This window comes from Streptomyces sannanensis (genome assembly GCF_039536205.1).
Taxonomy (GTDB): Bacteria; Actinomycetota; Actinomycetes; order Streptomycetales; family Streptomycetaceae; genus Streptomyces; species Streptomyces sannanensis.
This window is the reverse complement of the sequence record NZ_BAAAYL010000001.1, coordinates 6,357,705-6,379,122: the sequence shown is the minus strand read 5'-3', so window position 1 is coordinate 6,379,122 and position 21,418 is coordinate 6,357,705. Positions and strand designations below refer to the sequence as shown.

Annotated in this window: 30 protein-coding genes and 1 pseudogene; 10 read left to right on the top strand and 21 right to left on the bottom strand. The window is 67.5% G+C overall.

Annotation, left to right across the window (positions count from 1 at the left end; all coding sequences use genetic code 11):
- Window positions 1-753: 753 nt before the first annotated feature.
- The 3 genes from ABD858_RS29825 to ABD858_RS29815 all read right to left on the bottom strand — a co-directional run bounded on the left by ABD858_RS29825 (window position 754) and on the right by ABD858_RS29815 (window position 3,188).
- A complete protein-coding gene (locus ABD858_RS29825; RefSeq protein ID WP_345043308.1) occupies window positions 754-1,653 on the bottom strand; it encodes a serine hydrolase in 900 nt (299 codons plus the stop codon).
- A 465-nt stretch (window positions 1,654-2,118) separates the two neighbouring features.
- On the bottom strand, window positions 2,119-2,367 hold the full coding sequence (locus tag ABD858_RS29820) for a hypothetical protein (RefSeq protein ID WP_345043306.1): 249 nt from the start codon (window positions 2,365-2,367) through the stop codon (window positions 2,119-2,121).
- Window positions 2,368-2,867: 500 nt separating this feature from the next.
- Window positions 2,868-3,188 (bottom strand): helix-turn-helix transcriptional regulator, encoded by a 321-nt coding sequence (locus ABD858_RS29815; protein WP_345043303.1) that lies wholly within the window; start codon window positions 3,186-3,188, stop codon window positions 2,868-2,870.
- A gap of 125 nt (window positions 3,189-3,313) precedes the next feature.
- On the opposite strand from ABD858_RS29815, the gene ABD858_RS29810 reads away from it, so the two are divergent.
- The gene (locus ABD858_RS29810; RefSeq protein ID WP_345043301.1) at window positions 3,314-3,691 is read left to right on the top strand and encodes an STAS domain-containing protein; all 378 of its coding nucleotides are present in this window, start codon (window positions 3,314-3,316) and stop codon (window positions 3,689-3,691) included.
- Window positions 3,692-3,803: 112 nt separating this feature from the next.
- Here ABD858_RS29810 and ABD858_RS29805 read toward each other — a convergent pair whose 3' ends face one another.
- From ABD858_RS29805 to ABD858_RS29775, 7 genes are all read right to left on the bottom strand, one after another.
- Complete coding sequence (locus ABD858_RS29805) at window positions 3,804-3,953, bottom strand: hypothetical protein (RefSeq protein WP_345043298.1); 150 nt, start codon at window positions 3,951-3,953, stop codon at window positions 3,804-3,806.
- Entirely contained in the window at window positions 3,950-4,279 is a 330-nt protein-coding gene (locus ABD858_RS29800) for a transposase domain-containing protein (RefSeq protein WP_345043296.1), read from the bottom strand. Before ABD858_RS29800 ends, ABD858_RS29805 begins: the two co-directional genes overlap by 4 nt.
- Window positions 4,280-4,419: 140 nt before the next feature.
- Window positions 4,420-4,614 carry a CsbD family protein gene (locus ABD858_RS29795; RefSeq protein WP_345043293.1) on the bottom strand — a complete coding sequence of 65 codons (195 nt, stop codon included), beginning with the start codon at window positions 4,612-4,614 and terminating at the stop codon, window positions 4,420-4,422.
- A gap of 366 nt (window positions 4,615-4,980) precedes the next feature.
- Window positions 4,981-5,577: an alkaline shock response membrane anchor protein AmaP gene (amaP, locus tag ABD858_RS29790; RefSeq protein ID WP_345043291.1), complete on the bottom strand. Its 597-nt coding sequence runs from the start codon at window positions 5,575-5,577 to the stop codon at window positions 4,981-4,983.
- Between the two features lie 6 nt (window positions 5,578-5,583).
- Window positions 5,584-6,252, bottom strand: coding sequence for a DUF6286 domain-containing protein (locus tag ABD858_RS29785; protein ID WP_345043289.1), 669 nt, complete (start codon window positions 6,250-6,252; stop codon window positions 5,584-5,586).
- A 392-nt stretch (window positions 6,253-6,644) separates the two neighbouring features.
- Complete coding sequence (locus tag ABD858_RS29780) at window positions 6,645-6,836, bottom strand: hypothetical protein (protein WP_345043286.1); 192 nt, start codon at window positions 6,834-6,836, stop codon at window positions 6,645-6,647.
- 30 nt (window positions 6,837-6,866) lie between these two features.
- Complete coding sequence (locus ABD858_RS29775; RefSeq protein WP_345043284.1) at window positions 6,867-7,355, bottom strand: Asp23/Gls24 family envelope stress response protein; 489 nt, start codon at window positions 7,353-7,355, stop codon at window positions 6,867-6,869.
- A gap of 194 nt (window positions 7,356-7,549) precedes the next feature.
- On the opposite strand from ABD858_RS29775, the gene ABD858_RS29770 reads away from it, so the two are divergent.
- The gene (locus ABD858_RS29770; protein ID WP_345043282.1) at window positions 7,550-8,371 is read left to right on the top strand and encodes a hypothetical protein; all 822 of its coding nucleotides are present in this window, start codon (window positions 7,550-7,552) and stop codon (window positions 8,369-8,371) included.
- A 250-nt stretch (window positions 8,372-8,621) separates the two neighbouring features.
- Here the strand turns inward: ABD858_RS29770 and ABD858_RS29765 are convergent, their stop codons facing one another.
- Genes ABD858_RS29765 through ABD858_RS29730 form a run of 8 tightly spaced genes read right to left on the bottom strand, consistent with a single transcriptional unit; the run spans window position 8,622 to window position 12,326 of the window.
- The gene (locus ABD858_RS29765) at window positions 8,622-9,029 is read right to left on the bottom strand and encodes a gas vesicle protein K (protein ID WP_345043279.1); all 408 of its coding nucleotides are present in this window, start codon (window positions 9,027-9,029) and stop codon (window positions 8,622-8,624) included.
- A complete protein-coding gene (locus tag ABD858_RS29760) occupies window positions 9,019-9,258 on the bottom strand; it encodes a gas vesicle protein (RefSeq protein ID WP_345043277.1) in 240 nt (79 codons plus the stop codon). The genes ABD858_RS29765 and ABD858_RS29760 overlap by 11 nt, the downstream gene beginning before the upstream one ends.
- Entirely contained in the window at window positions 9,255-10,115 is an 861-nt protein-coding gene (locus ABD858_RS29755; protein WP_345043275.1) for a GvpL/GvpF family gas vesicle protein, read from the bottom strand. Before ABD858_RS29755 ends, ABD858_RS29760 begins: the two co-directional genes overlap by 4 nt.
- On the bottom strand, window positions 10,063-10,464 hold the full coding sequence (locus ABD858_RS29750; protein ID WP_345043272.1) for a gas vesicle protein: 402 nt from the start codon (window positions 10,462-10,464) through the stop codon (window positions 10,063-10,065). Before ABD858_RS29750 ends, ABD858_RS29755 begins: the two co-directional genes overlap by 53 nt.
- Window positions 10,465-10,491: 27 nt before the next feature.
- Complete coding sequence (locus ABD858_RS29745) at window positions 10,492-10,743, bottom strand: gas vesicle protein GvpG (protein WP_345043270.1); 252 nt, start codon at window positions 10,741-10,743, stop codon at window positions 10,492-10,494.
- 10 nt (window positions 10,744-10,753) lie between these two features.
- Complete coding sequence (locus tag ABD858_RS29740) at window positions 10,754-11,467, bottom strand: GvpL/GvpF family gas vesicle protein (protein WP_345043267.1); 714 nt, start codon at window positions 11,465-11,467, stop codon at window positions 10,754-10,756.
- 3 nt (window positions 11,468-11,470) lie between these two features.
- The gene (locus ABD858_RS29735; protein ID WP_345043265.1) at window positions 11,471-11,950 is read right to left on the bottom strand and encodes a gas vesicle structural protein GvpA; all 480 of its coding nucleotides are present in this window, start codon (window positions 11,948-11,950) and stop codon (window positions 11,471-11,473) included.
- 25 nt (window positions 11,951-11,975) lie between these two features.
- Window positions 11,976-12,326: a gas vesicle protein GvpO gene (locus ABD858_RS29730; protein ID WP_345033954.1), complete on the bottom strand. Its 351-nt coding sequence runs from the start codon at window positions 12,324-12,326 to the stop codon at window positions 11,976-11,978.
- A 268-nt stretch (window positions 12,327-12,594) separates the two neighbouring features.
- Between ABD858_RS29730 and ABD858_RS29725 the strand changes: the two genes are divergently transcribed.
- The 4 genes from ABD858_RS29725 (at window position 12,595) to ABD858_RS29710 (ending at window position 15,386) form a co-directional block, all read left to right on the top strand.
- Window positions 12,595-13,377, top strand: coding sequence for a histone protein (locus tag ABD858_RS29725; RefSeq protein ID WP_345043263.1), 783 nt, complete (start codon window positions 12,595-12,597; stop codon window positions 13,375-13,377).
- 3 nt (window positions 13,378-13,380) lie between these two features.
- A complete protein-coding gene (locus ABD858_RS29720; protein WP_345043261.1) occupies window positions 13,381-14,307 on the top strand; it encodes an SRPBCC family protein in 927 nt (308 codons plus the stop codon).
- A gap of 626 nt (window positions 14,308-14,933) precedes the next feature.
- On the top strand, window positions 14,934-15,113 hold the full coding sequence (locus tag ABD858_RS29715) for a hypothetical protein (RefSeq protein ID WP_345043258.1): 180 nt from the start codon (window positions 14,934-14,936) through the stop codon (window positions 15,111-15,113).
- Window positions 15,114-15,197: 84 nt separating this feature from the next.
- The gene (locus ABD858_RS29710) at window positions 15,198-15,386 is read left to right on the top strand and encodes a DUF6131 family protein (protein ID WP_486389251.1); all 189 of its coding nucleotides are present in this window, start codon (window positions 15,198-15,200) and stop codon (window positions 15,384-15,386) included.
- 321 nt (window positions 15,387-15,707) lie between these two features.
- Here ABD858_RS29710 and ABD858_RS29705 read toward each other — a convergent pair whose 3' ends face one another.
- Window positions 15,708-16,076 carry a hypothetical protein gene (locus tag ABD858_RS29705; RefSeq protein WP_345043254.1) on the bottom strand — a complete coding sequence of 123 codons (369 nt, stop codon included), beginning with the start codon at window positions 16,074-16,076 and terminating at the stop codon, window positions 15,708-15,710.
- A 75-nt stretch (window positions 16,077-16,151) separates the two neighbouring features.
- Window positions 16,152-16,517, bottom strand: coding sequence for a hypothetical protein (locus tag ABD858_RS29700; RefSeq protein ID WP_345043251.1), 366 nt, complete (start codon window positions 16,515-16,517; stop codon window positions 16,152-16,154).
- A gap of 229 nt (window positions 16,518-16,746) precedes the next feature.
- Here ABD858_RS29700 and ABD858_RS29695 point away from each other — a divergent pair.
- Window positions 16,747-17,287 (top strand): annotated as a pseudogene (locus ABD858_RS29695) (peroxidase family protein); the annotation flags it as partial.
- A 203-nt stretch (window positions 17,288-17,490) separates the two neighbouring features.
- Here the strand turns inward: ABD858_RS29695 and ABD858_RS29690 are convergent.
- Entirely contained in the window at window positions 17,491-18,516 is a 1,026-nt protein-coding gene (locus ABD858_RS29690) for a hypothetical protein (RefSeq protein WP_345043249.1), read from the bottom strand.
- Window positions 18,517-18,857: 341 nt separating this feature from the next.
- Here ABD858_RS29690 and ABD858_RS29685 point away from each other — a divergent pair, with 341 nt between their 5' ends.
- The 3 genes from ABD858_RS29685 to ABD858_RS29675 all read left to right on the top strand — a co-directional run bounded on the left by ABD858_RS29685 (window position 18,858) and on the right by ABD858_RS29675 (window position 21,417).
- Window positions 18,858-20,129, top strand: coding sequence for an ABC transporter substrate-binding protein (locus tag ABD858_RS29685; RefSeq protein ID WP_345043246.1), 1,272 nt, complete (start codon window positions 18,858-18,860; stop codon window positions 20,127-20,129).
- Window positions 20,130-20,314: 185 nt separating this feature from the next.
- Window positions 20,315-20,569, top strand: coding sequence for a hypothetical protein (locus ABD858_RS29680; protein WP_345043244.1), 255 nt, complete (start codon window positions 20,315-20,317; stop codon window positions 20,567-20,569).
- 65 nt (window positions 20,570-20,634) lie between these two features.
- Window positions 20,635-21,417 (top strand): carbohydrate ABC transporter permease, encoded by a 783-nt coding sequence (locus ABD858_RS29675; protein WP_345043241.1) that lies wholly within the window; start codon window positions 20,635-20,637, stop codon window positions 21,415-21,417.
- Window position 21,418 lies beyond the last annotated feature (1 nt).

The following is a 21,418-nucleotide window of genomic DNA, read 5'->3' as shown; positions in this document are numbered from 1 at the left end:
TCGCCATCGTGGAAACGGACAGGATCCGGCAGACATGGGCCCAGGCGATGACCGACACCCGTGCCCGACGCCAAGGAGGCCGTCGCGGCTGCTCTCACCCGGAGTGAGACAGAACTGCCACCCGCCGAGCTGGCCGTGCCCTTGCCGAAAAATGGTGAACCACGCCGCCCGGCACGGCCTGGTGGAGAGCCTGGCCGACCCGGCACACCGCCGATCGCGGCCGCTTGCGACCACGCGATGAGTCGGGCAGTGGCGGAAGGATGAACTCGCATTCCGCATCGGATCGTCCCTGGCGGCGTATCACCCGACCACAATGCACCATCTCTCCGAGAATCTGGTCGCGCGCTCAAAGGTGGCGAGATGCGACGGGGCGGTCACCTGTGCGGGTGTGCCGCTCGAAAAGTCATCGTTCCTGGTGGGTCGGTGAGGGTTCGTCGGCTGGGCACATGTCCGAGTGATCTTGTCCCTTCTGTACAAGGTGGCCCGGAAGTTGCTCTCCCTGCCGTCGGTGCTCCTTCGCAGCACTGCGGTGAAGGATGCGGAGCTGCTCGTGTTGCGGCACGAGAACGCGGTGCTGCGCCGGCAGCTGATCGGCCCGGTCCGCTACGAGCCAGCCGGGCGTCCAGGTCCACGGCCGGGGTGGGCACGGGGCGGCGGGCGGTGTCGCTGACCTTGAGCAGGAAGGCGATGAGCAGCCAGTTGGCGACCGAGGCAGGCGTGACGCCCGCAGGCAGGCGAGAGCGCTTCGGCTCGTCAGGTCCGGGCGGTCGCGGTCACGGCCTGCCGGGCCGCCCGCTCCACCAGTGAGATGCCGTCGCTCATCGACGCGCTGCCGTCCGACAGCACGGCGACGAGGTAGCGGTGTCCGTCCACCGTGACCCGGCCGACGCTGTTGACGTCCCAGAGCCCGGAGGTGGTGCGCTGCAGCCAGCCGTTCTTCAACGCGTACTCGGCGCCGGAGGCCGCCGAGACACCCCACGCCTGGTCGCTCGCGATACGGCTCATCAGGGTCTGGATGTAGGCCCGGGATTCCTTGTTCAGAGGGGAGCCGGTCTTCGACGTCGCAGCGCTGTCGAACACGGAGAGCAGGAGCCTGATCTGGTCACTCGCCGTCGTCCGCGTCAGCCCCCACTTCGTGCCGGGGCCGCCCTTGGTCGAGGTCAGTCCCAGGCGCTTGTTGGCCGCGTCCAGGCCCGGTGCCCGGCCGATCTCGCGCCACAGGGCGTTCGCCGCCGCGTTGTCACTGTTCCGGATCATCGGTTCGGCCAGCGCGCGTTCCTGGGCGGTGAGATGCCGGCCCGCGTCCTGAGCCTGCAGCAGAAGCGCCGCGAGAATGTCGACCTTGACGATGCTGGCGGTGTCGTACAGGGCGTCCTCGCCGTACAGCAAGGGCTTCCGGCTCCCGCCGTCGAGGCTGAGCACCGCCGCTGTCACGCGCGCCTGGCTCTGGGGCTGCACCGCGGCGTGGACGCCGGCCGTGGCATGGGTCTGCTCCGACGGCGCGGACGCGGCGACCGCGGGTGCCGCGTGCAGCGCACCGAGGGAGAAGAGGGTCGTCACCGAGGCCAGGAGCACACCGGCGCAGGCGCCGGCGCGGCTGCCACGGCGCCTGGCTGAGGTCTTCGCATGTGGTATGGAACGCGGGTAGGACATAGTCAGGCAGGCCTCGGCAATGGGTCGACAAAGGGGAACTACTTGGCGAAGGTAGACAAAATGTGCGCCAGATGAAGTGGCCCCCGTCACTGCGAACCCGTTTCGACCCGAATTGTGAGAAGACCCATAGGCCTGGTGGCCGGCGAAAGTGCGGAGTGGCTGATCGCCCGCAGGCGGGTCAGCGAGGTGCGGGACGGGGGCGAAACGCAGGCCAGGACGGTGAGGCGGGGAAGGCGCCGGACGGGAACGAGGCCCCGGCGCCGCCGGCGGCGATGCCCGGGTCGCTGGTTCCCCTCTGGCGACAGGGGCTGTCGGCCGAGGTGCTGGCGCCGGAGTATCAGCAGGTCATGGGCCTACTGACCGAACGCCGCACCACCGACGGAGAACCGCTGAACTGCCGTGAGATCACTTCTGTGTTGGGGCTGGAGGCAGTACCGGCGAAGATTGAGGGCGTGCGGGTCAAGCTCAAGCGGCTCGTCGCGCGGGGATGGGCGCACGAGCCGGCGCCGGGCCGGTTCGCCTGCTGCGACGGCCGAGACGGCGGGTCATGACCACCGACGACGCGGGCAGCCGCTCGTAGTCGCGGGTGAGCCAGGCGAAGGCCCGGTCGACGATCCACCGTCCGGGCAGCACGACAAAGCCTTTATGGCCGTCGCTGTGGCGGATGCCTGTCAACATCGGGTTCAGGGCGGTCGCGCACCAGCCCACCAGCATGCCGGTGTAGCGGAAGAGGGCTCCCGGCGTGCTCCCGGAAACGCTTCAGGGGCCGTTCGAAAACGGCCCCTGAAGTGCGACATCACTGTCGGGACGACAGGATTTGAACCTGCGACCCCTTGACCCCCAGGAGTGCGGGCCACCGGGATTGTCAGGACAAATGGCAGATTTCCCGGACACAGGCCGTGCCCATCTAGGCAGACTGGGCAGCATCGCGCACACCGTGTGGTCCCCAACTGGTCCCCAAGGGAGCACCACCGGCGCTGGCGGATGCTACCGCCGGCCGTCTGGCGCCCGCCAGTACTGGCGCCCTGTTGGCAGCGGAACCGGAGTCCGCGGCAGGAACTGCTGCCGTGCGCGGCGCCTTCACGGTGACGCTGACCTCATCCTGACCCCCTGCCACATAAGGTGCGACCGCTGTCGGCCGCCGGGGGCTGACGCACAACGCGTCCCGTGCCCGATCCGCCAGGGCGGCCGGCGTTTGTGGGAGCTGGTGCGCCTCAGCGGCTGCCTTTCGCGGCGCCGTGCGGCTCGGCGAGGAGTTCGAGGAGGCCCGCGATCTCGTGGCCGGCTTCGGCGGGGTGGCGGAAGAGAGAGCCGGGGACGATGGAGTAGCGGTTGCGGCGGCCGGCGCGGGAGCGGGTGATGTATCCGGCCTCTTCGAGGTCGGCGACGATCGCCTGCACGGTGCGTTCCGTCAGGCCGCAGGTGAGGGCGACGTCGCGGAGCCGTACGCCCGAGTCGCGGGAGATCGCGAGCAGGACGCGGGCGTGGCTGGTGAGGAACGTCCACTCTGAGCGATGACCGGCGACTTCTCCCATAGGTGCCATCTTGCGACCATTTACGGAGACATGCGATTGCATGAGGTGATTTTCGTGTAATTATTGACGCATGAGGGGGGTGCGGAGAATTCTGCCCATGCATCCCAACCGGTCCTGGAGGGCTCATGCCTCCCGCCCCAGAGCGTGTCCGGCCCGCGTCCCTGCCACAGGGGGCGGACAGCGTCCGCGCGATTGCGTCCGTGACGCCCTTCGCGGGCGGCGTGGCCGTCGGTGTCGGCGGTGAGATCGACCTGGACAGCGCCGAGTACCTGCGGCAGGTGCTCATAAGGGCCATGGCTGCCTGTGGGGACGGGGACAGGATCGCCCTCGATCTGTCCGCAGTCACCTTCTGCGACTGCTCCGGGCTGGACGTGCTCCTGTGGGCCCGCCGCCGAACCCGGCGCAAGCACCGTTCCATGACCATCACTGCGGCCAGCCGGCAGGTGATACGCCTGCTGGAACTGACCGGGAGCACCCGTCTTCTTTCCGAAGGCGCGACATGACCGACGCCGGCGGCGGACCACTGCCTGACCCCGAGAGGTGCGGTCTCTGCGGAACGCCCCTGCGAGAAGCGGGCCGCAGGCAACTCCCCATGCCGTTGATCGGAACCAGGCCCTATGAGGCGTGCACGCGGACCAGGGTGCGCCCCTCCCCCGGTGTCTGGTGGGTGAGGGCCCCGGCGTCCGCGTGGAGGGCGTCCACGGTGGCCATCTGTGCCGCCGCCCGGTCCATGAGCTCGCCGAGCCTCGTACGGTCCGGACTCACGCTCCCGGGGTCGTGGGTGTCGCCCGGGTGCCGCACCGGCGTTCGAAGAGCGCCTGGAACGGCTTGTCTCCCAGGCGCTGGCGGGCTCTGGTGAGGGCCGAACTGGTGGGCAGGCGCTGGACGATCCCGCCCGGCAGGTGCCGCAATTTCTCGGTGAGGGTCCGCAGGACCACCCGGTATCCCGGCAGCCCGGCGCTGTCGGAGCTGCTGAACAAGCACAGAGCCAGGACGAAGCAGACCACCGCGCGGGCCGGCAGAAGCCTGTGGCGTCGTTCGGCCCTCCCGGTCAACTCCAGTACAAGGTCGACACCGCCCCGCCCGGACACTCATGCCCTGGCCGCACGCGCCCCGCTCGTGCGGGTCAACGCCGACGCTTCAGGCTCCCGAGGTGCTGCACTGTGGTTCACCGTGCTCCCGGGCACTGCACGCAGAGTGATCATGAGGCTGACGGCGCCGACCTTCAGGACTACGGCTCAAGAGCGTCCTTCACCTTGCGTGCACTGCCCTTCGCCTTCTCCTTGGCCTCGCGCAGATCTCCCTTGGATTTCTCGGCGTGCCCCTTGATCGTCATCTCTTCATTTCCAAGGGCGCGCCCTACACCTTCCTTGGTCTTCCCTTTGACCTGCTCTGCCTTGGCCTTAATCTTTTTGTTCGCACTCATCTCATTTCACCTTATTCGTCGTCCTGATACTCACCGGCTTCCCCTAATCATCCGCAGCAAACCAGGGGGAGTCGCCTGCCGTTCCAGAGAACCCAGGACAATGCAACTGTGTTGATAGATGTGGACCTTGATCGGAGCGAGGGCAGTGAACCCGCAGCGCCCCGCAGGAGCAACCCCAACCGGCCAGGCCGCAATTCCGGATTGCCACCGCGCCGCTACAGACTGGAAGTCTCCATTCGGTGACGCATATCGCGAGCAGTGCACGGGCCAAGGGTCTCGTCGTTGGTCCCGCACCCGTCGACCGTCTGTGAATGGTGGTGGGCAGGAAATGATGACCCCCGTACGACTCCGGCGATGGGAGGGTTGTCATGTCACCCGGCGGGCCCGGTGACGGACCGCGCGGAGTTGGGCCATGGCCCGGAGACTGCCCAAGCCGGCGGATTCTCGGGCGTGGCGCAGCGTCTCCCGGCTCAGCTGCTCCAAGGCGTTCGCCGGTGCAGCATGCGCTTCGAGCTGTAGACCTACTCGCGCCAGAGGAGCCGTGGGTCGGCCCGTCAGCCGTACGTGTGCCTGCGCGATGCCGTCCACGGCTTCTGCGTCGGCAGTCAGGACGGACTCCAGTGCCCTTCCCTGTACTCGTGCTCCTTCCCCGTCGCCGCTGTCGACGAGGACCGTAGCAACGCGGTGTCTGCGCAGTTGGGCCAGCAGCCACCACAACAGGAGGATCAGCAGCACGACAAGGATGGCTATGACGACGGGCCACCACCACCAGTCGTCCCGGAACCGAGTCCGCCCCTCATCCCCGAGCACCACATCGTCGGGCCCCCGGAAAGGCCACCAGCTCGGCACTTCGAAGCCCCACCGTCGCTGGAGGTCGAGTCCGCCGAGCAACACCGCAGCGCCCAGCGCAAGCAGGCCGGCCCCGATCAGCCCCAGCAGAGCCCGGTTGACCGTTCTGTACATGTGATGTCACCCCTTCTTCGGGCGTCGGACGTCAACGGACAAGGCTGGTGGCCGGGCGAGCCCAAGTTGCAATACGGCGTTCGCCAGTGTCTCCTCCAGGTCGCCCCGGACCTCTTCGAGATCGCGGAAGTGGGACTGCACCCTTGCCCTGACCTTGCGGCGGCCCACGCCGATCCGGGCCGACTGGACGCCCGGTACCTCCATGGCCCGGTCGCGTAGCACGAGCGCGGCAGCGGAGCGGTCGAGCCCAGCGCGGATGTCGGCGCCCCGCGCATCGGCGGGGGGCTGCATCGGCAGCAACCGACGCAGCCCGGGGGTCACCGCGAGGAACAGCAGCCACAAGCCGACGGCCATCGCCAGCACAGCGCCGCCGATCATCCAGCCGTTGTCGAGGGGCCGCGTCGCCAGTTCGTCGGCAAGACTGCGCCGCCAGCTCATTGCGGACCGGCCGGCTCGGACAGCGACCACGTCGTACAGGAGGAGGCCAGTGCCCGCGGCGGCGAGCAGGGCCACTATCGCGGCAGGCACGCGCCGTGCGGACCAGAACCGGCGCACGTGCGGCCCGCCGACCGACGCTACGCCCGGTTCGGGCGTGCCTGCCGTAGTGGAACGGGGCTGCTCGGTTTCGCTGGTCGTCACACGCTGGGTGGCCGACTCCGGCTCCTGTTCGCTCACCTCGTCCTCCTCGGGACCTCGCCTCGCGCGCCTGCCAAATGCAGCTGCTCGACCGTCACCGTGACTTCGCGAACCCTCATGGATGCCAGCCCGCTCACTCTCTCAGTGACCACGCGACGGACAGCACCACACTGGGCGCCGATGTCGGACGGGTAACCCAGCTCCAAGACGATGTGCACCCGCGCCTCACCGAGCGCCTGCTGCCGCTCAGAAGCAGGCCGCATCGAAACCGTCGCGTGTGGCCTCGAACGGCCGGCGGAATCGCCGGATCTGCGCAACGCCTCACGCGCCGCCTGAGAGGCGATCTTCGCGACGACCCGATCGGCGACACGGGTCGCACCGCGATCGCGTCTGGGCGCCGCCGGGGTGGCGGCTTCTGTCTGCGGCACCGGTCACCGTCGCCGGTCGACGCGCTCACGGGGCCGGAAGAAGTCGCCGAGCTCCAGGTCGCCGTCCGCGAACCGTCCGGCGACGAATCCGACGGCACCCAGTGCCGCCACCAGGAGAAAAGCTCCGAAGCCGCCGAAATACCCGGCGAAGCCGAGCGCCATCCCGGCAACCAAGCCCACCACGGCCATGCTCATCGTGCCCTCCTTCGTGCTCCGCCAGACCGGCTATCGCAGCCGCGGCTGCTCTTCCTCTTCTTCCTCTTCGTCGGGAAGCTTCACGTCGCTGACCGCGATGTTGACTTCGACGACTTCCAGGCCCGTCATCCACTCGACTGCGGAGATCACGTTCTCCCGCACGGCGCCCGCCAAGTCCCTGATGGAGACGCCATAGTCGACAACGATCTCCAGATCGATGGCCGTCTGTGTCTCGCCGACTTCGACCTTGACCCCGCGCGAGACGGACTTGGCGGTGCCGGGTATGCGTTCACGCGCAGCCCCGAATGCCCGGGAGATTCCGCTGCCCATCGCATGGACACCGGCCACGTCTCGGGCCGCCATCCCGGCGATCTTCTCGACCACACCTTCGGCGATGGTGGTCCGGCCCCGCGCGCCGGGCTCGACGCCGCGCCCCGCCACGACATCCTTCCTCGCGGTTTCCCTCGCGGACTCAGTGCCGGATGGCTCGGGCCGGTTGTGCTGTCCCGTATCGGTCATAACTGGTCACCCCTTCCCGAAATGAGAGCCCTGTCCGATTTTCTACGTTAAGCTCGTTTGGTCCAGGATGCTTCCTGTGTAGCGCGGGGGTGGGACCTGGCCTGCGGAACGGGTGGTGTGAGCGGCTGCATTCGGGTGTTCCCGACGGTCAGGACAGGACAGAGCGCGATACGGAATGAAGAGGGTGATGGCCGATGGCGACTGACGGGTGGACGCCGGCGGTGCGGCAGCACATCGGCCTGGGCCGGCTCCTGCCGCTCGGCGGACCCGAGGACGGGGCCTGGATCACTGAGCGCGCGGCCGGCGGAGTGCTGAGCCGCGCGGCCTCCGGAGTACCCGGGATCCGGCTGGGCACGGTGCGCATCCGCCTGGCGGACCCGGAAGCAGCGCCAGAGCCATCTGTTCCGGCGCCTTGGACCGCGCTGCCGCCGGGACCGCTGCGAATCGAGACGGAATTCTCGGCGCCGGCCCGACAGCCCCTGCCCGTCTCCGCGGAGCAGCTGCGCCAGGCGCTGCTGGCAGCGGCCCACGAGCGCCTCGGACTGGTGACGGCCGAGGTCGACCTGCACGTGACGGACCTGCTCGAGGACCTGACCTCGGTGGCCGAGGCCGAGGCGGAACGGCCGGCCCCCGTCGCAGCCGCTGACACCGGAGCATCCCACGTCGCGGCTTCCGGCCCTCTGCCCCCGTCGCCGGGCCCCGTGCCACTACGGAAACCGGCCGCAGAGTTGGCCGAAGCGGCGGCAGCCGTAGTCGGCGTGACCCGCCTTGCCCCAGTTTCGGGATTGCCCATGCCCCAGACCCAGAGAGGCGCTCACCCCATCCGGATCAGGGACAGCAACGACCCTCCAGGCAGACACGTCCAGATCGAACTGGCGACCGCCGAGAACCATCGTGCCCTCGATGTTGCCCTCGCTGTTCGCACGGCAGTGACCGCGGCGGCGAGAGCCGACGCCCCTGGCCCGGTGACGGTTGCTGTCCTCGTGACGGCGGTGGAACCGGCCGGCGGCCCATGAGCCTGGCCGGCGAGACAAACACGGAATACGGCGGCGTGGACGGTCGGCCGGGTAGGCGACAGCACGGGCATCACGGCGTGATGGGTGTCGACCAGGGTGCCGTCGACATCGAACCCAGCCGAGCCGCGCGTACCATGGGGCTTCCTTCCGTATCGTTGAGCGGCTGGCGACATCGGCGGCCGAGGCCCGCTCGTAGAGCTTCCGCTTCGGTCAGATATCCCGGATCACTGCGGCCTGGAGTGGCGTCTGCTCATTCGGAGGGTGGAAGCAACGTGCCCAGGGGCCCGAGATCGAGGTTGAGGTCCTCCATGGTCAGCCCGTACTGGGCGCACAGGTCGGTCATGCGACTGTGGAGGATCATGAGTGTCGCCCCCAGGCGTTCCTCCTGCTCGTCAGTGAGGTCTCCCTGGTCTACCCGGTGCAGTGCCTGGCGTTCCATGAGCTGACGCAGCAGCTCGACCAGAGTGAGAACCAGCCTGAGGAGGTCCCGCTCGACGGTGTCGGGATCGGTGCTGATCCGGCGGGCAGGCGAGCGCGAGCGCTCGCCTGGCGGCGGCAGATCGCGAGGCGCGGCAGGCAGCAGCCGGAAGGCACGCGCGACGGCCTCCGCGACCTCTTCGCGGCGGCGCACCGGTCCACCTGCCTCCTCAGCCGCCATGGTCGCCTCGCGACGGCGTCGCTTCAGCCCACGGCGAGGGATTCTGCGCGCTGATGGAGACGATCAGGGCACGCAGCGAGATCCGCACGAGGTCGATGTCGGCGATGGAAAGCACCACATCACCAGTGAGCACGACCCCACCGCTGAGAAGGCGGTCCAGCAGATCGATCAGCGCGACCTGCCGCTCCGGCAGCGGCTCGACCACGGACGACGGGCCCGGCGCCGTCATGGGCACGCACCTTCTTCCGCATCGCTGGATCCTGCGGGCGGCATGGCGAAGGAGTACGGCGCCCAGGGGCCGGTGACCTCGACGCGAACCCCCTGCACCCCGTCAGCGGCATGCGTCACCTCGGCGCGGAACTCCTCGCAACGGTCCCGGGGCACGAGGTACGCGTCGTTGACGACGTTCTCGCCCGCCCCGCCGGCGAGGACACCCTGCTGCACCCGGTGGCGGGCATGGTCGGCGGCGTGCTTGCGCCCCGCGGCCTCGACCCGCTCGGCGGCTTGCTGGGCCGCCCGGTAGACGCTGTCCCGGACACTCTGCTGTTGCCTGCGGTGACGAAGATAGGCGCGCCCGGGGGTGAGGTCCGCTGTCGGCGTGGGACCGGGAGCGTCGGGGGTCACGGACGGCTCGACATAGATCTTGACCCCCCACTCGACATGCTCGGCCAGACGGGCCAAACGCTCCGAGAACAGGGCCCGCCCGCCATCCAGGACGTCCCGCGCTCTGTTGTCGTCGAGGTACACAGTTGCCAGGCGCATGGGAAGCACGGTGGTGCGCGTGGCAACGGCCTCAATGACGCCGTGGTGAGCGCGGGCGACCGCCTCCAGCCAATCCAGGTCTTCGAGATGCCGTTTGAGGGCATCCTCCTGGAAGTCCTGCGCGGGCACGTGACTGGCCACGAACACCAAGGCGTCGTCATGGGTGCCGGCCACGAGATGGACCGGGGCATCGGCGACACCTTTGAGCGCGGCCGTGGGCTCCGCCAGCGCGTCGGCGTTGCGTGCCACGGCGTACACGTAGGTGACCAGGTCACTCATCGCGGGCACGTCCTTGCCGACGGCGGTCGCGTGGCTCGTCCCCATGCATGGGGATTGCCTCGCCCTGTCGGAGCGCATCGATCTCGGCCCGCAGCTGCCGGTTTTCCGCGGCGAGCGACCGCTCATCCCTGCTCCGTGACGACAGCGAGGGATCGTGCTCCCACCAGTCGATGCCCATCTCCTTCGCCTTGTCGACCGAGGCGACGATGAGGCGGAGTTTGATGGTCAACAGCTCGATGTCGAGCAGATTGATCCGAATGTCGCCCGCGATCACGATGCCCTTGTCGAGCACCCGCTCAAGGATGTCGGCGAGATTGGCGGAGGAGCCCTGCCCATACGGCGGCACCGCTCTGGAAGGATAGGAGCCAAGCCTATTGGCCAGAGGTTCAGTCACGGTGGTGGCCTCGTGTTCCGTGCCGGGTCAGGGTTGTCCGCCCTGCGAATAGGCTCTGATCTCCTCCAGCCGGTCGAGCAGTTCGTCCTCGCGCCGGTCGAACGTCTCCTCGTCGATGTCTCCCGCGAGGAGCTGCCGCTCCAGCTCGGCGAGGTCGCGCAGCACCGGTGCCGGGTCGTAGTACTCCTTCTCGGCCGCTTCCAGGACGCGGTCCACCGCCCACACGACGCCGCGCACCGGCGCCAGGGGAAGCGTGACGATCTGTGTGAACAGGCCCATGGGAATTCCTTCAGACGAAACTGTAGGGGGGAAGGGGGCCGTTGAGCCGGAACTCGAAGTCGTCGCCCAACTGGTTGGCGACACTCAACTCCGTGGTGAGGAAAAGCTCTTCCTGGTCGTCGGTCACCAGGAACGAGACACTGAGGAAGTCCGACCCGGTCGGCTGCGAGGATTCGAGCTCCCGGGCGAACGGGCGCAGCGCCTCGACCACACCCGAGGCCAGCGCCTCCTGGCGCGCCTGCACCTCCTGGGCAACCAGCTCACCCAGCCTGACGGGTACGTCGGGGCTTGCGGTACCGCTGCGCATCTCGTCGTTCAGCTGCCGGGCCACGCTCGATTCCTGGAGGATCTGGCGCAGCAGCGCCTCCTCGTCCTGCGACGCCTTCAGGTGGTACTCGGCGCAACCCTCCAGTGCCCGAAGCCTGTCCGTGTACTCCTCGGCGCGCTCCTCCAGAGTCAGCCGGACGGCTTCGTCGTCCGCTGCCAAGAAGCCGAACCTCAGGGGCAGCACGGTGCCGTCCGCCATCAGGTGCTGCTGCACCTCCTGGTGTGCGGTGATGTCACGGCGTTTGGGACGCAGATCCTCCGGCGCGTCACTGATCACCGCGCACAGCGGTCCACCGGTCACTGTCCGCAGGCCGGCAGGAGGCTCGCCCACGCCGCAAAGATCAGCGATACGGAGCGGGTGCTGTTTGCTGGTGATGGAGTAGATGTATACGGCCATGGCTCATTCCTTGTCACGGGGGGAGCCCCTTTCCTGTCGGGCGGTACGCCGAGCCGGCCGCCGTCGCCTCTCCACGGGTTCCTCCTCCCTGTCCTCGTCCTCCTCCTCGTCACTGCTGTCACGGTCGGTGACGTCCTTGAGGGAGTCGGTGATCGCTTCAACGGCGCCGGAGAGGGCGCCCTTCGTCTTGCCCCGGGCCCCGCTCTCCACGGACTCGCCGATGATGTCGGTCAGCTGGGCCGGCGCTTTCCTTCCGGCTTCGAGATCAAGACGGTTGCATGCCTCGGCGAAGCGCAAATACGTGTCGACGCTGGCCACGACAATGCGAGCGTCGATCTTCAGGATTTCTATCCCCACCAGCGACACGCGGATGAAGACATCGATCACGAGTCCGCGATCAAGAATGAGTTCCAGGACGTCGTAGAGGCTGCTGGTGCCACCACCCCGGGCGACACCGCCTCCACCTTGCGGCACCACGGTCATGGTGCCTCCCTTCACCGGCTGTGCCTCAGCCTCGCCGGTCGATCTGTCCACGCGTGTAGCGGCGCGTCCTTTCGTACGCCACGAGATTGCCCTCCTTGTCGAGTGTCACTCGATAGCTGGCCATCACACTGGTGGTTTCTGGGACGCGTTCCAGTTCGAGTACCTCTACGGCGGCTTCCCATCCGTCATCCGTCGGTTTCAGCGCCGATACCGACTCGGGGGCCCGTCCGAGCAATTCCTTCAGCTGTTCGGCCGCGGAGCGCATGGCCCAAGCCGCATTGCCCTTGGGGGAGCGGCCCTGCGCCTCTTTGGCACTGGCCCGGCCGGTGCCACGGCTACCGCTGGACCGCCGCCGGGCGGGTTCTGGTGCGGCCATGGTCTCTCCGGTGGTTCGGAGCGGGCGCCATATTCCCTGCGCGAAGATACAATTTCATCATATAGGGACATGTATCGCACCGCTGTGGGTAGCACCAGCGTTGGCGGCCTTGCCTGAGTCCGTCAGACGAGCGTATGCGACCTGCCCGGGGGCAGCGGTCCACATGATGCGTAGCGTGAGTCCCTTTGTTCCTTAATCGCGGGCTGGGCAGGGGTGTTAGGCCCGGAACTGGGCGTTGTCGCCTGTCCGTTTCGAAGGGAACCGGATCATGAAAGACACGACCAAGATCGCTCTTGCTGCCGCGGTCGCCGGTGGGTATGTGCTCGGACGCACGAAGAAGGGGCGTCTCGCCTTCGCCGTGGCGACCTATCTCGCCGGCCGCCGCTTCGCGCTCAATCCTCAGCAACTGGTGACCGAAGGCCTACGCAAACTCGGAGACGTTCCAGGAGTCGCCGAGCTGAACGACCAGCTGCGTGGCGGACTGATGGACGCCGGACGCCAAGCCCTGGCGGCCACCGCCGATCGCCGCCTCGCCGACCTCGCAGATGCCCTCCATGAACGCACGCTTCGCATAGGCGAGAAGAGGGGGGAAGAGTACGAAGAGGGCGAGGAGGAACCGGAGGAGAACGAGGGCCAGGAACCCGAGTACGAGGAGCGGTACGAGGGCGAAGAGGAAGCCGAGGAAGAGGAGGAAGAACCGGAGGAAGAGGAACTGGAGGAAGAAGAACCGGAGGAAGAGCCCGAGGAGCCCGAGGAGGAAGAAGCTGAGGAGGAGCCGCCACGGCGCCGCCGCACTGCGAGGAGCGCCGCCGAGAAGCGGGCGGCCAAGCGCTCTGCCGGCAAGACGGCTGCCCCGTCAAGGAGAACGGTCCCGCCGAAGAAGGCTCCAGCCAAGAAGACTGCCGCGAAGAAGGCCGCAGCGAAGAGGGCCGCGGCCCCCCCGGCGAAGAAGACGACTGCGGCCAAGAAGACGACTGCGAAGCGAGCGACCGCGAAGAAGGCCACGGCGAAGAAGGCGACTGCCAAGACGGCTGCCGCGCGGCGGAGGTAGGTCATGGCCAGTAAAGATCTCGACACCGACCGCGGCGAAGGCTCGGGTCTGGAGCTGCTGCGCGACGAGCTCGTCGACTACCTCGGTGCCCAGGTGGAGCACCTGGCAGACAGAGCCGGGGACAAACTTGCGGATGTCACCGACCAACTCCTGGACGTCGCCGAGAATGGCGGCAAACTCCCTGCCATCGGCGCCCGGATCCTCAAGGGCGATTCCCCGTTGAAGGCGTTCCTCGGCGAGAAGGCCAAGGGAATCAAGGACAGCGTGCTGGGCAAGGTCAAGGACGTGTTCGGTGGTGGGAAGGGACGCAAGTCCGGCAGCACGAAGGTGATGAACATCGTCGAAGTGCTGGACGTGGGAGTGCCGATTCGCATGGCATACGACCGCTGGACCCAGTACGAGGAGTTCAGCAGCTTCACCAAAGGCGTGCGCAGTGTGTCCAAGGGCGACGAGACCAGCAGCGACTGGAAGGTGAAGGTAGGCCCCTCAACCCGCGGCTGGAAGGCGACTGTTCAGGAACAAGTGCCGGACGACCGCATCGTATGGACCTCCGAGGGTGCGAAGGGCACGACTCGCGGCTGTGTCAGTTTTCACGAGCTCGCACCCAATCTGACGCGCATCGTGCTGGTGGTCGAATACTACCCCTCGGGCTTCTTCGAGAAGACGGGCAACCTCTGGCGTGTCCAAGGACGTCGTTTGCGGCTGGACTTCAAGCACTTCCAGCGGTATGCCACGCTCACCGATGGGGAAGTCGAGGGCTGGCGCGGCGAAATCCGCGACGGTGAGGTGGTCCGTACCCACGAGGAGGCAATGGAAGAGGAGGAAGCGGCGGCTGAATACGAGGGGGACGAGGAAGAAGAGGAAGAGGGCTACGACGAGGAAGCGGGCCCTGACGAACAGGAAGAGGAGTACGACGAGGACGAAGAGTGACGGGGCAGCTGTGGAACGACGCGAAGCAGGGCGGTTGTTCCGCTCGCCTTACCAGGTGACAACGGAGCCGGACCTTTCCCCTGCTACGCGTCAGGGGGTGCCGCAGGTGCTGGGCCCGGCAAACAGTCTGGCTGAGCCTGGAAGCAGGAACGCACCCGGTGAACGTGTACCACCGACGCCGACAGGTGATCGCTGAGTGCGGGTCGACGGCCAGATCGGCAGAGCAGCTGAGAAGGGGCTCGTGATGCATCACGACATGCTCGGCATCTATCTGAACGAGAGAAGGGGCTCGTGATGCATCACGACATGCTCGGCATCTATCTGAACGATCACCTGGCCGGCGCTACCTTCGGCGTCGGCCTCGCACGGCACCTGGCCCAACGGCATCGCCGTTCTCCCCAGGGCCCCCACCTGCAGCACATCGCCGACGAGATCGCTCAGGACCGGCAGGCCCTGCTCCGCATCATGAACGCAGTCGACGTGCCCGCCCGCCGCTACAAAATCTACGCGGGGTGGGCGGGAGAAAGGGTAAGACGGCTGAAACCGAACGGTGCCCGGGACGGAGCTCCGGCCTGGACGCGGTCGTGGAGCTCGAGACTCTACGGTTGGGGGTGGAGGGTAAGAGCTTGCTCTGGCACACGCTGCTCGCACTGGCTCCAGAACAGGCCCATCTGGACGAGTCACAACTTACAGATCTGCTGGACCGCGCACGCAACCAGATCGACACCCTCGAATTGCTGCGTCGTACGACAGCGGCGGCCCTCTTCTCCGTTCAGGGGAACAGACGATCACCCAGGGTGTCGTGATGCACAGAGATCCACCCACGTCGCTCTTCGTTTGCTCAAACGATTTGCTCCTGGCGGTGTGGCAGCCCCACGGCGGGGTACCCGATTCTCGGGGATTCATCACCCTCGGAGGCCATCATGATCATCCTTGGGATCATCCTGCTCGTTGTCGGACTCCTGACCGGAATCGGCATCCTATGGACAATAGGAGTCGTCCTGCTGGTCATTGGGGTCGTCCTCTGGGTCCTGGGCGCGATGGGCCACGCCGTGGGCGGACGCCGCCACTACTGGTGATGTCCGCTGCTCCGGGAGGATGCTTCAGCCGCACGCCTGCCGTGCCGCTGCTGTGGGATTAGCCCCGGCCGGCATCCCCGTCTACGGAGCCGCCGCACAGACAAGGGTCGAGTCGTCACCGACCGTGGTCATCCGTCTCGTCGAGGCGAGCGGCGGCCGCGAGCACACTCACCACCTGGGCGCACGGATAGGTCTGGCCAGCAGTTTGCGCCGGTCAAGGACGGCTGCCAGCGAGCTGGCCAGGCTTGGAACGATCAGTGCGGCCGCGTCCGTGCCGGGAACGATCAGGGTCGGGTGCAGATCTTCTGAGGGTGCCGTCGATCAGGCGGTGGGTATGGCCTGGTCGCGGTAGCGCGTCTGGTGGTTGCGGATGAGGTCCTGTTGCTGGCGCCAGGCCCAGTAGGCGTCGAAGTCACCGTTCGCGCGGACGGCACGCAGCTTGAGTACGGCTTCAGCACCGGCCAGGCACCACCGGGCGCCGGTGATGTCCAGGCGGTCTTTGACCAGGTGTCGGCATGCTCCCTCGATGATCCCGGTGGCGATTGGCCAGCCGCGTTCCAGGGCGGTGTCGTAGCGCAGATGCTCGGCCTTGCCGGTGAGGTAGACGGCCTCGTCGATGCCCTTGCGCTGGGCGCCGTGCAGTCCGGCGGCGTGGGCGGCCGTCTCGAGTGCGGCGGCGGTCTGATGCACGCCACCGGCCAGCAGGACGTGGGCGTTACGGGCGACCCAGCTCTCGGCGGAGGCATCGCCGATGTCGTGCAGGCATCAGGCCGCTCGCCACAGGTATTCGAGCACGTGGACGAGGTCGACGATGACGTGGACGTCCACGCCGCGCTGTTGTGCCTCGGCCTTGATGAGGTCGATCTGATGGTGGGCCCCGTCGACCAGGACGACCCAGGGACGGCGGTGGCCTGGGTCGCGGTGCTCTGCCTGGTCGAACACGGCGGCCACCACCTGCGCGGCGGTGTCGTTCACCGAGCCGCACAACCACTTCGACCGGGCCTTCGGCCCCTGGCGACGCTCAAGCGCCGTGCCGTGGACGGCGTCGTCCTGCTGGTCTGGGCCGGCGATGATGTCGTCGACCGTGCGCGGCGCGGGTTCGGCATCGTAGACGGCTCCCAGGGTGGCCATCCGTTTCCTGCCGTGTTTCTCCCCGGACGACGGCCGGATCTTCATCGCGTTGCCGCCCTTGGCGGCCGCGGCCTTGGCGGTGTCCGCGCGCAGGACTTCGGGTCTTAGTAAGCGATCCCATGCGAACCGTAGGGTCCGATGTGGGTTCTGCCCACCTGGGCGGGGAAGCGTGAGCGTGGAGGTGGAACCCCGCGCCGAGTGCTACTCCGCGTGGCCGGTGGCCGGTGGCGTCGAGGTCCCCTTCGCGCCGGGTCGCGTGGACGCGTCGCAGGAGCACACCGACGTGGAGTCGTTCGCCGCGCTCGAGCCGACCGCCGACGGGTTCCGCAACTACCTCGGGAAGGGCAACCGGCTGCCGGCCGAGTACCTGCTGACCGACCGGGCGAACCTGCTGACCCTGAGCGCCCCCGAAATGACGGTCCTCGTCGGTGGCCTCCGCGTCCTGGGCGCGAACCACCAGCAGTCGCCGCTCGGCGTCTTCACCACGACCCCCCGGGTCTCTGACCAACGACTTCTTCGTCAACCTGCTCGACCTGGGCACGACGTGGACGGCGACGTCCGAGGACGCGAACACGTTCGAAGGTCGCGACGCCGCCACCGGCGAGGTCAAGTGGACCGGCAGCCGTGCCGACCTCGTCTTCGGGTCGCACTCCGAGCTGCGCGCGCTCGCGGAGTTCTACGCGAGCGACGACGCGAAGGAGAAGTCCGTGAACGACTTCGTCGCTGCGTGGAACAAGGTGATGAACCTCGACCGGTTCGATCTCGCCTGACCATGACGTCCAGGTCGGCCTGCGCCGACCGACCTGGACGTCCTCAGTTGACCAGGAGAGCCCGATTTCGCCGGTCATCCAGGGTCGGTTGGTGAATGGTTCAGGTCCCCCCTTCGAATCGAACCCCAACAGCCCTGGACCCGCTCCGATCCCCGATCACGACCCGAGCCCTACCGCCGCCAACCGCGCCTTACCGCCACCCGTCAGCAGTAATGCGGACACCCAGGACCGGTACCGGCCACCACCACCCCACCGACCAGCTCCTGCCGATGAGCGATCGCGACAAGGACACCGAGATCCTGGCGCTGCGCCACCAACTGGCCGTGCTGCAAAGACAGCCCGACAAGCCAAAGCTCACCTGGCCGGACCGCGCGCTGCTCGCCGCACTCCTGCACCGCCTCCCCCGGGCACGTCTTCGTCGCCTTCACTTGATCGCCTCCGCGCTGGAACTGGGTGCGCAGTAGCCCCGGTAGGCTGCCGTGCCAGCGTGACCCGCCTGGCCTGAACAACTCCCTGATGTTGTCCCGGACCTCGGCGCGATCCGAGAGCGGGACGAACGAGAGCAAGGGGTATGACATGTCGCCATCGCCCCGCGTCGCCCCGGTCCGCTCCCACTCGGCAAGGACCCGCCGCACCTCGTCGCAGAGCAGCCGGGCCACCAGGTACTCGCCGAACGTGGCGTGCAGGAACTCGTACGATCTGAGGCGTTCCTCGGCGACCACGGCCTGCGCTGGGTGGACGAAGAAGAACCGTCCGAACAGCCGCGTAGAACCGCCCTCGCCAAGCAGCCCGTCGATGTCGCTGTCCGCCTGGTCAGCCGTCAGGTTCTGGCTGCGGCGGTTGAACATGCCCATCGCGATCACACCGAGCCGACCGAGCTCCTTGTCGACGGCTTCGGCTTCTGCGGACGGCGCCAGCAGGCCTTGGTGCTTGACGACCTCGCGGCGGACGAACTCTACGAGCAGCCATTCGTACAGGTCCAGGCGGCGTATGTCGTGGTCGCCCAGCCGTCGCAGCGGATTGCCGACCGCGTCGTACAGCGCCGGCATGAGCAGCAACAGCGAGTGGCGCGCCAACTCCCTGTGCGGGGGCACGATCTCCCAGGTGAGCGGTTCTACGCCCTGAACAGCGAAGTGGCGCCGGTTCGTGGCCTCCCAAACCTCGATCGATCGCTCGGGAAGGTACGCCCTTCGCGTCCAGCCCGAGGCCGATCCACAGGACTTGAGCATTTGTCGCCTTGATCCCGCGTTGGCGCAGGTGGGCGCGGTTGCCCGTTGACGTTGCGGCAGCCTTGCGACAAGATCCCGCCTGTGTCCGAAACGGAACCAGCCTCCGACGTGATCAGTCTGCGCGCTCTCGCTCATCCACTGAGACTTCGCCTGCTGTCACTTCGCACTGGCCGTGCGAGGACCTCCGCCGGGACAGCCCGAGACCTCGGCGAATTGCAGACCAATGTCAGCTGCCACCTGCGTCGACTCCATGCTGCGGGCTTACCGCAACTCGCAAGGAGACGGTTGGAGGTGGCAAGACTTAGCTGATGTGCAGCTGCGTACAGAGAAAAGTGAGAAAGATGATCAAGCGTCGAATAGCCCTGGCGGCAGGCGTCGCTGCCCTCCTGGTCGGCTGCGGAACCACTGCCACGCCCGCCACCAGCGGCGACACCACCATCCGTGTCCAGGTCTCGGGCGAGCCGGGGGAGACTGCCGGATATAGCGCGATAGCGAAAGCCTACGAGCAGAGCCATCCCGGGACGAAGGTGCAACTCGTGCCCGTCGCGGAGAAATCCGATCACCTCACCCGCCTGTCGACAGCGTTCGCCGGCGGCAACCCGCCGGATGTCTTCCTGATCAACTACCGGGAGTACGCCCAGTTCGCGGCCCGCGGTGCCATCGAACCGATCGGCCCTCGCCTGGCCGGCCTCGGCGTGGACACAGCGGACTACTACGAGCAGCCGATCAGCGCGTTCACGTACGACGGGCAGGTGCAGTGCATGCCCCAGAACCTCTCCTCGCTGGTCGTCTACTACAACCGCACGCTGTTCGCCAAGGCGGGTGTGCAGGCCCCGAAGCCGGGGTGGACCTTCGAGCAGTTCAAGGAAGCGGCCATCCGCCTCACCGGCGACGGCGTCCATGGCCTGGGAATGGATCCCTCCATCGTTCGCCTTGCTCCGTTCGTCTGGAGCAACGGCGGTGACATCGTCGACGACCCCCAGCACCCGACGCGACTCACGCTCGACACGCCCGCTGCTCGGCAGACCCTGGAGTCGCTGGTGCAGCTCGTGCGGGACGAGGGAGCAGGACCGGACAGGACCGAGCTCGCGGGTCAGGACCTGGAGGCCCGATTCGCCTCCGGCAAGCTCGCGATGTACCTCGGTTCCCGTAGGGACACCCCGGCCCTGCGCGAAGTACAGAATCTCGACTGGGACGTTGCCGCCCTTCCGGTGACCCGCAAGCCGGCCGGCGTCCTGCACTCGGACGCCTACTGCGTCGCCCGCAAGTCGAAGCACCACGACGAAGCCGCCCGCTTCATCGCCTACGCCACCGGGAAGGACGGCCAGCAGATCACCTCGATGAGCGGACGTGTGGTGCCCTCCCTGCGCGAGGTCGCCAACTCGTCGGCCTTCCTCGACCCTGTCAAGAAGCCGGCCAACTCCCAGGCGTTCCTCGACGGCCTTCCGCATCTCAAGAGCCTCCCGGTCCTGGCAACCTGGCCGGAGATCGAGGACATAGCCGGCGAGGAACTGGCCCGCGCCTTCCACGACGGTGCACCCCTGGATGACGTGATCAAGCGGATCGACGAGCGCACCCGGCCGTTGTTCGCCTCCAGTGACAGCACCCGATGAGGAGGCTTCTGTCAGGGCTGATCACCGCAGGGGCCTGCGTAGCCCTGCTGACGGCCTGCACCCATCCCACGGCAAGCGCCGGACCCGGGCCCGGCGCGGCAGAAGTCGCTGCCACCTGCCCGGGCCCCAGCCCGGCAGCCAATATCTCGGACATACCGTCCGGGCTCAAGGTCGGCGAGCTCGGCGTGGTCACCGACGTCCGCAAGCAGCACGACTTCACCTATGTGGTGATCTCCACCCGGGAATCGATCCGGGAGGCCTTCAGACACATGCACAAGCTGGCGGACCAAGCCGGCTTCACCGTCCTCAGCGAGCAGAATGACGGTATCGACGCGGAGATCTTCGTCAAAACACCCCACGGCCAAGGGTTCGTCAGCATGAGCGAGGGGTCGTGCGGCCAGGTCATCGTGGTTGTGGAACTACCGGGCCCGCCGAAATGACAGTGCATCAGCAGGCACATGTACGACGACCGGCCCGACTCCGTGGCAGCACGGCAGGACGGGCCTTGGCAGCCGGCATAGTCGGGTTCGTGTTCTTCTTCCCGCTGGCCATCATGGTCATCGGCTCGCTGCGCAAGCCTGGACTGCCGCCTCCCGGCGGGCTCGAACTCCTGCCGGACGTGCTCTGGTCGGGTAACTACGAAACCGCTGCCGGGCTGATCCAGCTCGGCCAACAGCTGCTGAACTCGGTCCTCATCGTGTCAACCGCGGTACCGGCCACCGTACTTGTCGCTTCCTGGGCCGGGTTTGCGATCGTCATGGCGCGCCCCGCCGTACGACGCCTGCTGATCGGTTTGGCGCTGGTGGTGCTCAGCATGCCCGCGTCCGCCATGTGGGTGCCGCGCAAGGTGATGCTGGAGCAGCTGGGGCTGACCGACCACACCCTCGTCGTCGCGCTGCCCGCGATCATGGGAACCACACCGTTCTACGTGCTGCTCTTCGCACTCGCCTACCACCGCATCCCACGGTCCTTGTACGAGGTCGCGGCAATCGAACAGGCATCGGTGTTTCGCATCTGGAGGTCGGTCGCATTCCCACTCGCCCGGCCGACCATGTTCGCCGTGGCCGCGCTCGCCTTCGCCTCCTACTGGGGGAACTTCATCGACCCGCTCATCCTGCTCACCGCGGAGGACGACTGGCCGCTCGCACTCGGCCTGCGCTCCCTCTCCGCACTCGAGCCGACACTGCATCCGCTCTACATGGCAGCAGCCGTCATGGCCACCGCCCCCGCCGCGCTCGTTTTCCTCGTCGCACAACGAACGCTCGCCCGCCGCGACTTGGAGACATGAC

What these genes read in the sequence shown, in the direction of transcription:
- ABD858_RS29825 (WP_345043308.1), bottom strand. Translation starts at nt 1,653, where the DNA reads ATGTCCTACCCGCGTTCCATACCACATGCGAAGACCTCAGCCAGGCGC.
- ABD858_RS29690 (WP_345043249.1), bottom strand. Translation starts at nt 18,516, where the DNA reads ATGCTCAAGTCCTGTGGATCGGCCTCGGGCTGGACGCGAAGGGCGTAC.
- ABD858_RS29765 (WP_345043279.1), bottom strand. Translation starts at nt 9,029, where the DNA reads ATGGCGGCTGAGGAGGCAGGTGGACCGGTGCGCCGCCGCGAAGAGGTC.
- ABD858_RS29815 (WP_345043303.1), bottom strand. Translation starts at nt 3,188, where the DNA reads ATGGGAGAAGTCGCCGGTCATCGCTCAGAGTGGACGTTCCTCACCAGC.
- ABD858_RS29740 (WP_345043267.1), bottom strand. Translation starts at nt 11,467, where the DNA reads ATGGCCGTATACATCTACTCCATCACCAGCAAACAGCACCCGCTCCGT.
- ABD858_RS29760 (WP_345043277.1), bottom strand. Translation starts at nt 9,258, where the DNA reads ATGACGGCGCCGGGCCCGTCGTCCGTGGTCGAGCCGCTGCCGGAGCGG.
- ABD858_RS29810 (WP_345043301.1), top strand. Translation starts at nt 3,314, where the DNA reads ATGCCTCCCGCCCCAGAGCGTGTCCGGCCCGCGTCCCTGCCACAGGGG.
- ABD858_RS29685 (WP_345043246.1), top strand. Translation starts at nt 18,858, where the DNA reads ATGATCAAGCGTCGAATAGCCCTGGCGGCAGGCGTCGCTGCCCTCCTG.
- amaP (WP_345043291.1), bottom strand. Translation starts at nt 5,577, where the DNA reads ATGTACAGAACGGTCAACCGGGCTCTGCTGGGGCTGATCGGGGCCGGC.
- ABD858_RS29720 (WP_345043261.1), top strand. Translation starts at nt 13,381, where the DNA reads ATGGCCAGTAAAGATCTCGACACCGACCGCGGCGAAGGCTCGGGTCTG.
- ABD858_RS29770 (WP_345043282.1), top strand. Translation starts at nt 7,550, where the DNA reads ATGGCGACTGACGGGTGGACGCCGGCGGTGCGGCAGCACATCGGCCTG.
- ABD858_RS29730 (WP_345033954.1), bottom strand. Translation starts at nt 12,326, where the DNA reads ATGGCCGCACCAGAACCCGCCCGGCGGCGGTCCAGCGGTAGCCGTGGC.
- ABD858_RS29745 (WP_345043270.1), bottom strand. Translation starts at nt 10,743, where the DNA reads ATGGGCCTGTTCACACAGATCGTCACGCTTCCCCTGGCGCCGGTGCGC.
- ABD858_RS29780 (WP_345043286.1), bottom strand. Translation starts at nt 6,836, where the DNA reads ATGAGCATGGCCGTGGTGGGCTTGGTTGCCGGGATGGCGCTCGGCTTC.
- ABD858_RS29725 (WP_345043263.1), top strand. Translation starts at nt 12,595, where the DNA reads ATGAAAGACACGACCAAGATCGCTCTTGCTGCCGCGGTCGCCGGTGGG.
- ABD858_RS29775 (WP_345043284.1), bottom strand. Translation starts at nt 7,355, where the DNA reads ATGACCGATACGGGACAGCACAACCGGCCCGAGCCATCCGGCACTGAG.
- ABD858_RS29755 (WP_345043275.1), bottom strand. Translation starts at nt 10,115, where the DNA reads ATGGGGACGAGCCACGCGACCGCCGTCGGCAAGGACGTGCCCGCGATG.
- ABD858_RS29700 (WP_345043251.1), bottom strand. Translation starts at nt 16,517, where the DNA reads ATGGCCACCCTGGGAGCCGTCTACGATGCCGAACCCGCGCCGCGCACG.
- ABD858_RS29735 (WP_345043265.1), bottom strand. Translation starts at nt 11,950, where the DNA reads ATGACCGTGGTGCCGCAAGGTGGAGGCGGTGTCGCCCGGGGTGGTGGC.
- ABD858_RS29795 (WP_345043293.1), bottom strand. Translation starts at nt 4,614, where the DNA reads ATGAGTGCGAACAAAAAGATTAAGGCCAAGGCAGAGCAGGTCAAAGGG.
- ABD858_RS29820 (WP_345043306.1), bottom strand. Translation starts at nt 2,367, where the DNA reads ATGCTGGTGGGCTGGTGCGCGACCGCCCTGAACCCGATGTTGACAGGC.